The 14,111-nt window shown below is 28.6% G+C and carries 13 protein-coding genes; 3 read left to right on the top strand and 10 right to left on the bottom strand.

From position 1 onward, the window contains the following. Positions 1-31 precede the first annotated feature (31 nt). Positions 32-238, bottom strand: coding sequence for a hypothetical protein (locus RBU61_RS07145; RefSeq protein WP_374212517.1), 207 nt, complete (start codon positions 236-238; stop codon positions 32-34). Between the two features lie 245 nt (positions 239-483). Between RBU61_RS07145 and RBU61_RS07140 the strand changes: the two genes are divergently transcribed. Together RBU61_RS07140 and RBU61_RS07135 are read left to right on the top strand one after the other, a co-directional pair. After that, positions 484-957 carry a glycine/sarcosine/betaine reductase selenoprotein B family protein gene (locus RBU61_RS07140; protein ID WP_308878944.1) on the top strand — a complete coding sequence of 158 codons (474 nt, stop codon included), beginning with the start codon at positions 484-486 and terminating at the stop codon, positions 955-957. Positions 958-981: 24 nt separating this feature from the next. Continuing rightward, the gene (locus tag RBU61_RS07135; RefSeq protein ID WP_308878943.1) at positions 982-1,218 is read left to right on the top strand and encodes a hypothetical protein; all 237 of its coding nucleotides are present in this window, start codon (positions 982-984) and stop codon (positions 1,216-1,218) included. A 152-nt stretch (positions 1,219-1,370) separates the two neighbouring features. On the opposite strand, the gene RBU61_RS07130 is transcribed toward RBU61_RS07135, so the two are convergent. The 6 genes from RBU61_RS07130 to RBU61_RS07105 all read right to left on the bottom strand — a co-directional run bounded on the left by RBU61_RS07130 (position 1,371) and on the right by RBU61_RS07105 (position 10,373). Continuing rightward, positions 1,371-2,402 (bottom strand): HAMP domain-containing sensor histidine kinase, encoded by a 1,032-nt coding sequence (locus RBU61_RS07130; protein WP_308878941.1) that lies wholly within the window; start codon positions 2,400-2,402, stop codon positions 1,371-1,373. Continuing rightward, positions 2,399-3,076, bottom strand: a complete 678-nt coding sequence (locus RBU61_RS07125; RefSeq protein ID WP_308878940.1) for a response regulator transcription factor — start codon at positions 3,074-3,076, stop codon at positions 2,399-2,401. Before RBU61_RS07125 ends, RBU61_RS07130 begins: the two co-directional genes overlap by 4 nt. Positions 3,077-3,154: 78 nt before the next feature. Continuing rightward, a complete protein-coding gene (locus tag RBU61_RS07120; RefSeq protein WP_308878939.1) occupies positions 3,155-5,677 on the bottom strand; it encodes an FtsX-like permease family protein in 2,523 nt (840 codons plus the stop codon). Then, entirely contained in the window at positions 5,677-6,351 is a 675-nt protein-coding gene (locus RBU61_RS07115) for an ABC transporter ATP-binding protein (protein WP_308878938.1), read from the bottom strand. The genes RBU61_RS07120 and RBU61_RS07115 overlap by 1 nt, the downstream gene beginning before the upstream one ends. Before the next feature lie 94 nt (positions 6,352-6,445). Next, positions 6,446-8,248, bottom strand: coding sequence for a DNA mismatch repair protein (locus RBU61_RS07110; RefSeq protein ID WP_308878937.1), 1,803 nt, complete (start codon positions 8,246-8,248; stop codon positions 6,446-6,448). A gap of 106 nt (positions 8,249-8,354) precedes the next feature. Further along, positions 8,355-10,373 (bottom strand): methyl-accepting chemotaxis protein, encoded by a 2,019-nt coding sequence (locus RBU61_RS07105; RefSeq protein WP_308878936.1) that lies wholly within the window; start codon positions 10,371-10,373, stop codon positions 8,355-8,357. A gap of 395 nt (positions 10,374-10,768) precedes the next feature. Between RBU61_RS07105 and RBU61_RS07100 the strand changes: the two genes are divergently transcribed. Further along, positions 10,769-11,011, top strand: a complete 243-nt coding sequence (locus RBU61_RS07100) for a SelT/SelW/SelH family (seleno)protein (RefSeq protein ID WP_308878934.1) — start codon at positions 10,769-10,771, stop codon at positions 11,009-11,011. A gap of 99 nt (positions 11,012-11,110) precedes the next feature. Here the strand turns inward: RBU61_RS07100 and RBU61_RS07095 are convergent, their stop codons facing one another. The 3 genes from RBU61_RS07095 to RBU61_RS07085 form a co-directional block, all read right to left on the bottom strand. After that, positions 11,111-11,251, bottom strand: coding sequence for a hypothetical protein (locus RBU61_RS07095; RefSeq protein WP_308878933.1), 141 nt, complete (start codon positions 11,249-11,251; stop codon positions 11,111-11,113). Between the two features lie 189 nt (positions 11,252-11,440). After that, on the bottom strand, positions 11,441-12,793 hold the full coding sequence (locus RBU61_RS07090; protein WP_308878932.1) for an MATE family efflux transporter: 1,353 nt from the start codon (positions 12,791-12,793) through the stop codon (positions 11,441-11,443). Between the two features lie 157 nt (positions 12,794-12,950). Next, positions 12,951-14,099 carry a toxic anion resistance protein gene (locus RBU61_RS07085; protein WP_374212493.1) on the bottom strand — a complete coding sequence of 383 codons (1,149 nt, stop codon included), beginning with the start codon at positions 14,097-14,099 and terminating at the stop codon, positions 12,951-12,953. Between the last annotated feature and the right edge of the window lie 12 nt (positions 14,100-14,111).

The following is a 14,111-nucleotide window of genomic DNA, read 5'->3' as shown; positions in this document are numbered from 1 at the left end:
TATTTTTACTAATCTTACTTTATTATTTAGATTATATCATATTTTTAAAGGTCTTTATACTGTCAAATAAATTCTTATTTTCTCTTATATGCTGTTCTGCGCCTACAACAGATATATAATTTTGTTGTAATATTTTTTCTATCATATCAGCAAAACCTCTTATATCTTCATCTGTATTATCTATTATTTCTTCATACATTTCCTTTATATCATTTTGGGTAACTCCAGAGAAATATATTATAGCCCTAATTATGTGATTTACTATCTTTTGCCCCTTTCCTAATTAATAATTCTGGGTAATTTTATTTTAAATCTATTTTTATTTATAAATGCAACTATATAATAACATATATTTATCTAATTAAATGGTTTAAATAATAAATAATAGGTAATTAATAGCATTAAAACAATGGATTATATTTCTTTCGTTAAGGTATATATAAAATAAAGTTAACTAAAAATAAAGTATAAGGAAAAGTTCATATGATAAAAAATAATATAGGTTTAAAACAAAAAATAATTGGTAAAGTTGCAGAATTTATGGTGAACAGTATAACTTCTTCGCCTCCCATAGCAGAGATAAATAAAACTTTAAAGGATTCAAAAGTAGCCTTTATAACTACTGCAGGAGTTCATCTTAAAAAAGACAAACCTTTTAATACTAATGGAGATCATACCCTTAGATTAATTCCTAGAGATGTTGATTTTGATGATTTGACAATTACCCATGATCACTATGATAAAAAAGAAGCTTTAAGAGATATTAATTGTGTGTTTCCTTTAGAAATTCTTAGAAATCTAAAGAATGAAGAATATATTAAGGATGTAGCTCCTCGTCATTTTGGGATTATGGGCTATATTCCTAAGGTTGATCTATTAATCAATGAATCTGCTCCTGAAATAGCTGATATATTAGTAGAAGATAATGTGGATATAGCATTATTATCTCCTGGATGATATATATGTCATCAATCTGTAGGATTGATTCAGCGAGAGATAGAATCTCGTGGTATAAGAACAGCATCGATTGTTCATTTACCTAAGGTTGTAGAAAAGGTTAGACCTCCAAGAATGATGCATATACGCTTTCCACTTGGAAGAACTTTTGGCAGGGCATTTGATACCCAATTACAAACAAGAATTGTAAAGGACTTGCTCGATTTCGCTATATATGGTGAACCTGAAGAATTAGTTAAATTAGATTATAAATGGAAATAAAAATATTATTTTAATGTAAAACACAGGATATTAGAATTAATATCCTGTGTTTTATCTTTTATTAATGTAATAAAATTCTATATATTTATTATCTTTAATCTCTATAACTTATTTCTTTACTTTATCAAGATTTTTAATTATTTTCTACTAAACTATATTTCAAAAGGTAAAAATACGGAGAATACGGAACCTTCTCCCAATATAGATTTTACTTTAATATATCCTCCCTGCTGAGAAACAATCTTTCTAGATAAAAACAGCCCTATTCCTACACCATCTATATTCTTAGGATTTTCACCTCTATAGAACCTTGTAAAAATTTTATTAATGTCTGCTTCTATTATTCCATCACCTTTATCTTCTATATCTATTCTGCAAAACAATTCATATTTTATTATTGACACGTGTATTTCAGTATTATCTGGACTATATTTTATTCCATTATCTAAAATATTAAATATGGCTTCCTGTGTCCACTTAGTATCATGATTACAGATTATATCCTTTTCACTACTAAATGTAATATTGATTCCTTTTTGTTCTGCCTTTGGTGATACCATAAGTATTGTCTGCAATACAGTCTGTGTTATGGATTGATTTTTTATATTTAATTTTATAATTCCAGTTTCTAGCCTTGACATCTTAATTAAGGACTCCATAAGCCAATTTAACTTTTCAATTTGACTTTGCATATTTTTAGTAAATTCTATCCTTCTATCATCTGAAAGACTAGTGTCTAATAATAGTGAATTGTATATATTAAGGTTAGCAAGTGGTGTTTTAAGCTGATGGGATATATCTGAAATCAATGATGTTAAGTCATCTTTTTCTTTTCTCTGCCTAATATTATGTGACTTTAAAATATCCGACAGTTTTATTACCTGACTTTGTAATTTGGAAAGCATAGTATCCTCAATTGTAGAAAAAATATCCCTTGGATTATCATCTATTATTGACTCAATAGTCTGACTCAAAGCCTCAAGTGTAGTATTCACATTTTTAGATACTAAGAAAACAAATATAGTGCAGATAGCTATTATAGCAACAGAAAAAATTGATACTAACCCAACTATATTTATATCAAAATTGGAAAGAAGATTTGAAATGATTCCTAGGAAAAAAGCAGAAAGAATTATTATTGATATAATAGTAACAATAACCAATTTCTTTATGGAATACCTCACCTATCATCACCCCATATATATCCTATACCAAATACGGTTTTAATAAAGATAGGCTTTGATGGGTCATCTTCAATTTTAGCTCTAAGTCTTCGAATATTTACACTAATAGTATTTTCATCTACAAAGTCACCATCTATATCCCAAATTTTATCAAGTATTTGTGTTCTTGTCAGTACCTTTCCCTTATTCTGAATAAATAGTTCCAATAGTTTTACTTCTGTTGCAGTAATAGATATTTCTACATCATCTTTAATAAATTTCAGCTTAGTAAAGTCAAATATAAGATCTTGATAATAATATATACTATCCCTTTCCCTAATTCTGCGTTTCATCACAGCCTTTATCCTCTCCTTCAATATAGGTAAAGAAAATGGCTTCGTTATATAATCATCTCCCCCTACTTTAAAGCCCTTTACTATATCCTCTTCTGTATCTTTAGCCGTTAGAAAGATAATAGGTACGCTCATATCTTCTCTAATATATTCGCAAAGTGTCATACCATTCTTATCAGGAAGATTTATATCTAATATTATCAAATCAGGATTATAATTCAATAATTCCATAGCCTGTTTGCCATTATATGCTGATAATACTATATATCCTTCACCTTGCAAAGAAAAGGATACTCCTTCATTTAGCAGCTTATCGTCTTCTATTATTAATATAGTACTCATATAATCAGATCCTTTACCTTTTATGTGATATATTATAACATGAAACGGACTATTTCTAGCCCGTTTATGTATTTTAAATTATTCTATTTCTCTTAGCCTTTCAACTACACTGATATTGTTAATATTAGTAAAGCATAAAACAGGTATTAATCCAGAAATAATAATTAAAATAGGCATACATATAACTATTGGCAATATGGTAAAGTGATAACTAAAGAATGACATTCGCCCAGCATATGAGTTAACCCCAAAATAAATAGTTGGTATACCTACTATCAAAACAACAGCAAAAGTAATTAAAGCATAGTATAGTCCCTCAAAAATAAGCATTTTTTTAAGTTGTTTATTTGTCATACCTATACTTTGTATTGTTGCAAATTCCTGTCTACGGGATATAATACTTGTAATCATAACATTTATAAAATTCAGTATGCCGATTAATCCAATAATAAGACTTAAAGTATATCCTACGGCATTGTAAGTGTTTATCATATCATTATACTCCTGTTCATAAACTGCTTTTGAACGATAGTCAAGAGTTGGAATTTCTTCTATCTTATTTTGAATATACTGATCTACTCTGGGAATATATTCATCTTCTACGTTAAATAATGCAGTCATTATTGAAAGATTATCTGTATATCTTGCATATTCCTCCGATGGAATATATATGTTAACTGCACCTACAATAAATTTCCCACTATACATATGTAATGGTAAATTATTTACAATTGCCATAACTGTATATTCTTTGTTTTGCTCTTTATCAGATGATAAAGTTATCTTATCACCAACACTATAAATATTTATATCCCAGCTCTTCTTTACCATTATTACATAATTTCCAGTTTTAAATAACTTACTGTTAAATTCTCCCTCAACTACATATTTATTAAGCAACGGATAAAGTATATTATCTATACCATAAATATCAATCTGTATCTCTTTATCTCTAATAATATTTTCCAAAGCAGATGCATATATCGTATCTGCTGTTTCCAGTTTATCTTTAGCTAATAGTTCTATTTCATCAGTAGTTGGTATAATTATTTGTCTGTTATATAATTTACCAATACCTTCAACACCTGCAAGCTGTTCTATTTCATTACATAATTCTTCTGTAACAGCATTGGGATTTTCCTCCTCAAAACGCCATCTATAAAAAGCAGCATCACCTATTGTAAAGTCTGTACCAGCTCGTCCACTTAAGTATTTATCTATATCAAAACCAGAGACAATTGTGTAGACACTATTCAGCAAAATCATACTAAGTGAAAGAGAAATTATGACTACGAAAGCCTTTTTCTTATTTCTGAATAGATTAGAAAATGCCATCTTATATAGCCTTATACCCTTCGCAGACTTTTTGGTCTTTTTCTTCCCATAATTGGATAGACCTGTATATCTAACTGCTTCCATAGGAGATGTTTTAGCTGCATATCTAGCAGGTTTGTTGCAGCTTACTAGTACAGTGATAATTGAAAATAATGCAGATCCAATAAATATAATAGGATTTATTGAAATAGCAGAATGTGAAAATGTCAAAATTTGTAGAACATATGGTAAAAGGATGATTCCTACTAAATATCCAATAGCTAATCCAATAGGAACACCTATAAAAGAAAGTATCATTGCCTGTTTGATAATTAGTTTTCTTAGTTGTCTTGATGTTGTACCTATTGTTTTAAGAAGTCCATAAAATCGTACATCCTTCACAACTGATATATAAAATAAATTGTATATAATAAGATAACCGCTTAACATTATTAATGATAATAAACCCAATAATGTCAGTACATCACCTAATCCTATAGATGAATCATTACCCATATATGCCCAGTTTATTCCATAGGAAATACTACCTTCTTCAAAACCACTATCATGTAATATTTTAAGTAACTTTTCTTCAATATTAAATTTATTATTGAGCATTACATCAAGAAGGATTGTACCTGTATAAGAACCGTCTTCTTTAGAACGTTTCTGGTCTATATCTGAAAGGTTTTTCTCTATAAATTCTTTTGATACACAAGCTGAGCTTGCCATGGATACAATATCACCTTCATAATATCCAGTTAAAACAAAATCCTTGCTATAATATTTGCCATCAATACTATAATCTAAAGTAATACTTTGCCCTAATTCATGGCCTAAACCTAACATATCTAAAGTTATAGTATCTAGTACAATTTCATTTTCTTTCTTTGGCATAGCACCTTTATTAAGAGGGGATATAAAACTATATTTAGCTTCATTTTCATCTACATAGCCCATTTCAATTTGTCTTTTTGCAAGTTCTGGATTTTCTGCAAGAGCTACTGGAACAGTTATTCCATATTCTTTTATGTCCTTATGTTTCTTTATAATTTCGTACTCTTCTGTTGTAAGATATTTAAATCCTCCATGACTTGAAGTACCTACTTGCCTCATAGTACTATATTCAACAGACTTAACCATACTCATTCCTATGGTAAACACCGTTGTAAATAACACAGTTGTAAGTATAATAGCTAGGACAGCAAAAATATTTCTCATTCTATTAGCTTTAATACTGCGTTTTGCTAATTTTTTTACAATAGCCTTGTTATTATTTTCATACATTATCTATCACCTCTTACAATCTGCCCATCTTCAATACGAATAGTTCTATCTGCAAGTTGAGCAATCTCTTCATTGTGAGTAATCATAACTATTGTCTGATTAAACTTTTCACTGGTTATCTTTAAAAGGCCTAATACCTCCTGACTTGTTTTACTATCTAAGTTACCTGTAGGTTCATCAGCTAAAATTATAGCTGGTTTTGTAGCAAGGGCTCTAGCTATGGCAACTCGCTGTTGTTGTCCTCCAGATAAATTATTAGGTAAATTATTGATCTTTTCAGTAAGACCAAGGGTTTTAATAATATTATCTACATGATTCTTATCTATTTTATTACCGTCAAGTTCAATAGGAAGTACAATATTCTCATAGACATTTAGTATAGGAACTAGATTATAGTTTTGAAATACAAATCCTATATTTCTACGTCTAAATACCGTCAACTGATCATCAGTCATAGAAAAAATATCTTTATCATCCACATATACCTTTCCATCAGTTGCCCTATCTAGGCCTCCTAACATATGTAGTAATGTACTTTTTCCACTGCCTGATGTGCCGACAATAGAAACAAATTCACCCTTTTTTATCTCAACATCAACTCCATCAAGAGCTTTTACTATATTCACATCCTTGTCATAATACTTTTTCAGATTCACTGCTTTTAGTATAATCATTTTAAATCCTCCCTTTAAATAAAAAATAGACTGTAATTTTCCTTACAGTCTAAATTATATAGTTTACTTCTTACAATCTTCTTACAATCTTCTTTTAATCATCTAGTATTTCAATACCTACTAATTTCATTAAATATTTTGCATTGGTTGAGGTCGATCTGCCTAATCTAATTTTATAATCAAAATGTATTTTATTATCTTTATATTCCTCAGAAAAATGATAGTTTTTTATTCTATTATATTTATCCAACACACATAGTTCTAAATCATGAGTAGTTATTGCTCCGATTACTTCTAGTTTATTTAGATTAGCAAGAACATTTTTGGCTCCCAATATTCTGTCTATGGAATTTGTTCCTCTAAAGATTTCATCAATAAGAAAAATCATATTTTTATTTTCCTTTGCCTCATTAATAATATCTTTTATTCTAAGAAGCTCTGCATAAAAAGTTGATATTCCATTTTTCAAATCATCTGTTACTCTCATAGATGTATATATACTCACTATTGGGCAAGACATTTTATTAGCATATACAGGTCCTCCACTATATGCTAATACTAAGTTGATTCCTAATGTCCTTAAAAATGTAGTCTTTCCCGACATATTTGACCCTGTAATAATAAAAATATTATTATCCATATCTATATCATTTAATATTCTTATATCACTATTTATAAGTGGATGTCCTAAACTGTCTGCTTTTACTTTTAATTTAGAATTATCAATAGTTGGAAAAGAAATATCTTCTTCTATTTGTATCAAAACACTTAGACTAGATAATGCTTCAATTTCTCCTATAGCTTCAATCCACCTTTCTACTTCTAAACCATATTCTTTCTTCCAATTCTCCAATAAATAAGCACACTCATAATCCCACAAAAATAGTCCATTAAATAAAAAATATATTAAGGCGTTATTGTATCTTAGATTTATTTTTTCTGTAATTCTATCAAGTTCTTTTATTCCCAGTACAGATGAGTAGCCTTTATTAAATAAGATTTCTTTTAAATCCTTTAATTTTTTAGATTCAAATTTTTCTTTTTCTATTAATTTTAATATATCTAAATAAGTCGCTAAATTAGATTTAAATTTTCCAACTGGTATCAATATTCTATTGAGTTTGGAAAACCCTATTACCCATAATAAATATTGGAATAATATCAGTAATGGAATCAATGAATATATTTCTTTAACTTTAAATACTATAATTCCTATGGATAATGGTATAACAAATATTGGAAGGAAATGAAGAAACTTTTTTATCTTCTGTGATTTCATCAATTCTTCATTATTTTTAGTATATTCGATTAAGCTTTCAGGATTTTGTAATTCTTCTTTATGTTTTCTTCCTAGATATTCTAATTCTTGGCAAAAATCTAGCTTACTTCCCAATTCCTTTATAGCTTCTTGCCTTAAGTATATTTCATCTTTATTATACTGAGCTTCCAACAAAGTTTTTGCTAATTTTCTTCTACCATTCCATGTATTAGCTATATTTATAAACTGAAACAAAGACTTTTTTCCTACTATATCTAAATCAAAGGAATATTTATGCTCCTTATTTATAAACTCCTCTCCAATATCATTAAAATCAATCCAATTTCCATTAATTCTATCTAAATATCTATTATTTATCCTTACAATTTCTTTTGAAAAATTTAATTTCTCTTTAATTTCATTGTGGTATATTATGAAACAGATAAACAATATAGCTAAAATAAAGTCTATAGCTAAATAAGCAGTTTTATAGTCTATCTTAATAATTAAGTATGTAATAGATATAATAGCTATAAATATTATAAATCTAGCAGTACTAATTAAACTAGAAGTATTGGTATATCTTTCAATATTTTCATTATGTTTTTGTATTCTCATTGTAAATTTATCTTTAATCATATTAAATCACCTACTCTCATTATACATAATATTTTCAGTAATTCTATTAATTTCTTAAAATTCATACTTTAAATGTGGAAAAATAAGCTGCACTTTTCTTTACAGCCTATATTTTAAATTCTTTTATTGTATTACTCAATTCCTTTACACTACTATATCCTGTCTTAGCTATATCATATATTCTTTCGCTTTCTTTATTTATGTCAAGAATATTTGCTGCAATGGCTTCTGACGCCGCTGCTGCCTCATTGGCAGTATAAGAAATATTATCCATGCTTTTTTCAATATCTTCTGCTGATTTAAATACTTCATTGGAATTTGAAGCCAACCCTTCTATAATCTCTATAAATTTAGAGCAATCAGAGTTATAGTAATCTGCAACTTCTATTAATATATCATAACTACTCAATATTCTTGTATCTACCATTTCCAACAAATTAGCTGCAGAATTAGCTAATTGCCCAACAGCTTCTAATACTTGATTTACATTTTCTTGTATTGAGTTAACTGTATTTGCCGATTGCTCTGCCAATTCCCTTACCTCCTTAGCCACTACTGCAAATCCAAGACCATGTTCTCCAGCACGTGCTGCTTCAATAGAAGCGTTTAATGCCAATAGATTTGTTTGAGATGCTATATTCTTTATACTATTTGCTAAATCCTTTATATTATTGACTATTTTTACATCATCAAGGGATTTTTGTAAAGTTTCTTTTGATTCTTTATAAATGATCATCCCCTCATTCTTAGAATCAATACTATTATCTCTGATTATATTGGAACGTTTTTCTATTTCTTTCGATAATGTAAAGCTGTCCTCTGATCTCGCTAAGGATAATTCTATATTCTTCTTCATATTTGATATTCTAGATGCAATGTTTGATACGGTATTAGCACTTAAGTCCATACTAGCTGTAATCTCTTCTGTAGATGCAGAAGCTTCTGCTATTTGATATTCTAAACCAGAAATTAATTTTTCTATATGTTTATTTCCCTCATAAGTCTTTTCACTTTCTTTAGATACAATCAATAACACATTCTGTAATTGTTCTATTGCAGTATTTAAAGCCTCTGCTGTCTGTCCAAATTCATCTTTATTTTTTAGTGCAATTCTATGAGTTAAATCACATCTAGCCAGTGCATCCGCATAATCCTTTATCTCCAATAATGGCTTTCTAATTCTTTGTACTATTAGCCAACTAACCATAATTCCAGATACGATAAATAATAACAGTAATAATAATGTTTGCCATTTTAATGCATCAATTTCAGCATTAACTTCAGACCTAGATATGGTTATACCTAAATACCAATCAGTTCCAGGAATCTTTGAATATGTATTATAATAGGTTTCACTATTAAATTCATATTCTACAAGCCCTGCTTCCTCTGAATTAACAATTTCTCCATAAGCTCTTCCCATATCATTATAGGATTTATCTTCATTTCCCTCTATAATATAATTTCTTTTATTTAATACTTGTTCCACATCGCTATGTGCAATGATTTGCCCATCTTTATTAACAATAAAAGCATATCCTTCATTACCAACTTTTATATTTTCTACTATATCATTAAACTTTCTCGCATCATATACTTCACCTAATATTCCTATTATATTGCCATCATTGTTTTCTATTGGAGATGTTATAATTGAAATTAATTTTTGAGAACCTTCTGATACAAGAGGAGGTGTTATAACAGTATCTCCCTTAATTGACAATTCAAAATTTTCCTGTCCCTTAAGACTAAATCTCTCCCCATTTGTATTTATAGTATCTCCATTAGGTAATGAGATTTGATACGACATTACTCCCAGCTTTTCTATCTCTTTTTCTAGGACTAATTTTTGTCTAATCCAATCCATAGATACTATGGATTCATTTCTAGTCAATGCTTTTACAGTTTCCTGCCGATGTTTTATATCTTCTCCTAACATCTTTGAATTATCTTCCACAATTCTTTCTAATGCTGTTACATAACTATCCTTTAATGCCTTAGCTGATCTATTATAAGTCAATACTCCCAATGAAACACATACAGCTGTTACAAGCAAGCAAATTCTAAAGGTAATTTTGGTTCCTATACTAGTATATCTGTTGGTACATTTCTTTCTGCCTGTCAATTTTTATCCTCCTAAATTAATTATAATAATAATTCCAAATTATGCAAAATTATCCATCTACTAGATTACTATACCTTTTTCGAGCATTTGTAGCAACTAGTATAATAATATTTAATACTACTTAATATTAAGTTAACAGATATTTAACATTTATCTAACAGAAAGACTTTAAGAATTAAAATTTTCTATTTCGAATATAGGCATTATATAAATCCTCTACTCAATACAAAATAGCAATCCTGAATAAGTTGTAAGGATATTTTTCTTATATTATTTATAGTATTCTTTATCCTAGACCAATATTTAAAGATAATAATTTAATTTTTCCTCTATTATCATAATAATCTATAGTTAATTGGGTAAGTATAGATTATTATAATAATAGAGGTGATTTTATGAAAAAATTAATCAGTATTGAGTACTGTACTTCTTGAGGTTATTTAGGAAGAGCAGTTGCTCTAACACAGAACATATTAAATGAGCATAAAAATTCCTTAGAGATGGTAAATATAATTCCATCTTCTGGAGGCGTCTTTGAAGTAAAACTTGATGATAAACTTATTTTTTCTAAAAAAGAATCAGATCGTTTTCCAAATGATAATGAAGTTGAAGAATTAATCAAGAAAAGTTTAGCTTAATTTTATAGAGCTACTGGGAATCCAGTAGCTCTATCTCATATGTTACTTTTATAATCTACATATTCGGCAATCTATCTTTCTACGTCATATATTATTGTATTAATAATCTCCTTTTCTAAAATGAGTAATGACTTCCACACCATCTCCAGCTAAGTTAACATAATAGCCTACATCTTCTAAAAAGTTTTGAAGTAGTTCCTGTATATCACCATCGTCCTCTACTATTAAAATCTGTTTCAAATCTATCACCTAGTATAAAACATTATAACATTTCTTTGTGTATTTTACATGAAGTTGCAAAATTATTTTAAGTAGATTTGCTCATTTATTAAGGTTATTCACTTACTTTTTCTTTTAAAATACAAGAATTTATATAGATAATATTAATAGTTTCTTATCATAAAATCAGTCATGCATTTTTTATAATTATTAAGAACTAATGGTCTTTATACTATATATGACTGCAGTTTTATATTTCTCAAAATATAGTATAGAAAGAAAAACTGTTATTAATTCTACTATAGGTAAGGTCAGCCATATTCCTTCTATACCTATTAACTTTGGTAATATTTGCAAGGAAATAATTATGAACACAAATCCTCTACACAAGGAAATAATCATAGATGATCTTGTTTCTTCTTTTGATTGCATATAGGATGTGATTACTACATTTAATCCCATAAATAGAAATCCTATAAAGTAAAGCTTTATTCCATTAATAGTTATATTCATTAACTCTATATTATCTTTTATAAATATTGAAACTAATTGTTTCGGAAATAAAACACCTACTAAATAAAATAAGATTCCCAGTCCTAGTGCAAAGTATATCCCTAGTTTCACTGACTCATAAACTCTATCCATTTTTTCTGCCCCATAATTAAAGCTTATTATAGGTTGAATCGCCTGACCCACACCGATAAAAATGGCAGTACATATTAAAGATAAATTTGCAATAATACTATAAGCAGAAACCCCAATATCTCCGACTATATCCAATATGGATTTATTAAAGGTAAATATTACAATACCTGCCGATATCTCGATTATAAAGCTAGAGCCTCCATTTGAAATTATTCTCTTTATAATATTTAAGTCTATTTTTGGCTTTATGAATTTCATTTTATTATTTTTTCTAATGAAGTGAGTGCTTAAAATAATTAGTCCTATTATAGGAGAAAGACCAGTAGCCAAAGCTCCTCCCCACATCCCCCATCTAAAAATAAATATAAATACATAATCTAATATAACATTTATAATACTGCCTACAAGCATTCCCAACATAGCTAACCTAGGTGCACCGTCATTACGTACAAATACTGTTAGAGTAGTATTTAACAAAAATGCTATACTAAAGAACATAAGTATACCTAAGTAATCTTTAGACATTTGAAATGTTGCATCTGAAGCCCCTAGAAAGTAACATATTTCATCTAAAAAAAACATACGTACCAAAGTCAATATAATACCTACTATAATAGACATAAATATAGATTTAGTAAAAATATGATCTATTTTATCATGTTCATTTTTACCCCTATTTATAGATAGTACTGTTGCTCCCCCTATTCCAAATAAAAGCCCCAAACCATTAAATACATTTATCATAGGTATGGAAATATTCAATGCAGCTAAACCTTGACTTCCAAGCGCTCTCCCAACTAGCATAGTATCCCCCAAAACATACAGTGAAGTTCCTAGCATCCCACCTACACTAGGTATAAGATACCTAATAAATATCTTTCGAACATCATCTTTTAATAAATCCACTTTACTATCCAATTTCTACCTCCAAAATAATATTAAAGGGAGTACCTAAAAATTATTTAAATTTAAAGATACTCCCTCGATATTCTATTATACCATATATTGTCAAATAGATATAAATACATATTATTTAAAAATTCTAATTCAATATCAAATATCCTACATTTCTCCATTAACCTCTTATTTCTAAAAGTTTAGTTTTCAATTCTTCTTCAATTCTATTTAGCTCAATTTCTGCTTCTTTTCTCTTCTGACGACCTTCTATTTGAATACGCATAACTTCATCAAGAGTAGATATTAATGATTCATTGGTAATACGAAGTGTCTCAATATCCACAATTCCTCTTTCTGATTCTTTCGCTGTTTCAATAGTTGCCATTTTAAGTGTTTCTGCATTTTTTCTCAATAGTTCATTGGTCATATCTGTAACTTCTTTTTGTGCCTTTGCAGCCTGAGATGAATGAGTAACTCCTAAAGCTAAAACCATCTGACTTTTCCATAGTGGAATTGTATTTACAATGGTTGATTGAATTTTTTCAGCCATTATAGTATCATTTCCCTGAACTAAACGGATTTGTGGTGCCATTTGAATTGAAATCATTCTAGTTAATTCTAAGTCATGAATTTTCTTCTCAAAACGGTTACAAAGAGCAGTTAAATCATTAACAGCCTGTGCATCCTCTGGCGAACCACTGATAGTTGACTTCTCTATTAGAGCAGGTAATTCCTCAGCTTGAACTTTAGCAAGTTTCTTTTTACCTGCTAAAATATACATGGAAAGCTCTTTAAAATATACCTTATTAAGTTCATACATTTTGTCAAGCATTGCTATATCTTTTAACAACTGTATTTGATTTTTTTCTAAAGCTTCACAGATTTTATTTATATTAACTTCTGCTTTATCATATTTTGCTTTCATTGCCGTAAGTTTGTTAGATGACTTTTTAAAAAATCCTAAAAATCCCTTCTCCTCTTCTTCTACCTCAAAGCTTTTTAATTCTGTTACAACACCAGAAAGCATCTCTCCAATTTCTCCTAAGTCCTTGGTTTTTACATTATTTAAGGCAGTCTCTGAGAAATCTGCTATCTTTTTTTGAGCTCCTACTCCATATTGTAAAACTTGGTTGGATTTATTTAAATCAATCTGATTTGCAAAATCATCTACCATTTTTTTCTCCTCTGGAGAAAGCATACTTTCATCAAGCACTGGTTTTTGAATTTGTACGTCCTCTTTAATTAATATATCTTTACTTAGTCCTCCTTCAGTAGAACTATCATCATCAAAAGGTTCAAAAGTTAATGTTGGAATCTCATTATTCATTTTTTATCCTCC

Origin of the sequence: Tissierella sp. MB52-C2 (assembly GCF_030931715.1) — a bacterium.
Classification (GTDB): Bacteria; Bacillota; Clostridia; order Tissierellales; family Tissierellaceae; genus Tissierella.
Note: the sequence above shows the minus strand (reverse complement) of the source record. Positions and strands in the feature narration are given on the sequence as shown.

Excerpts from the sequence above, each read along its gene's own strand:
- RBU61_RS07085 (WP_374212493.1), bottom strand. The coding sequence starts at position 14,099 with ATGAATAATGAGATTCCAACATTAACTTTTGAACCTTTTGATGATGAT.
- RBU61_RS07110 (WP_308878937.1), bottom strand. The coding sequence starts at position 8,248 with ATGATTAAAGATAAATTTACAATGAGAATACAAAAACATAATGAAAAT.
- RBU61_RS07115 (WP_308878938.1), bottom strand. The coding sequence starts at position 6,351 with ATGATTATACTAAAAGCAGTGAATCTGAAAAAGTATTATGACAAGGAT.
- RBU61_RS07120 (WP_308878939.1), bottom strand. The coding sequence starts at position 5,677 with ATGTATGAAAATAATAACAAGGCTATTGTAAAAAAATTAGCAAAACGC.
- RBU61_RS07140 (WP_308878944.1), top strand. The coding sequence starts at position 484 with ATGATAAAAAATAATATAGGTTTAAAACAAAAAATAATTGGTAAAGTT.
- RBU61_RS07125 (WP_308878940.1), bottom strand. The coding sequence starts at position 3,076 with ATGAGTACTATATTAATAATAGAAGACGATAAGCTGCTAAATGAAGGA.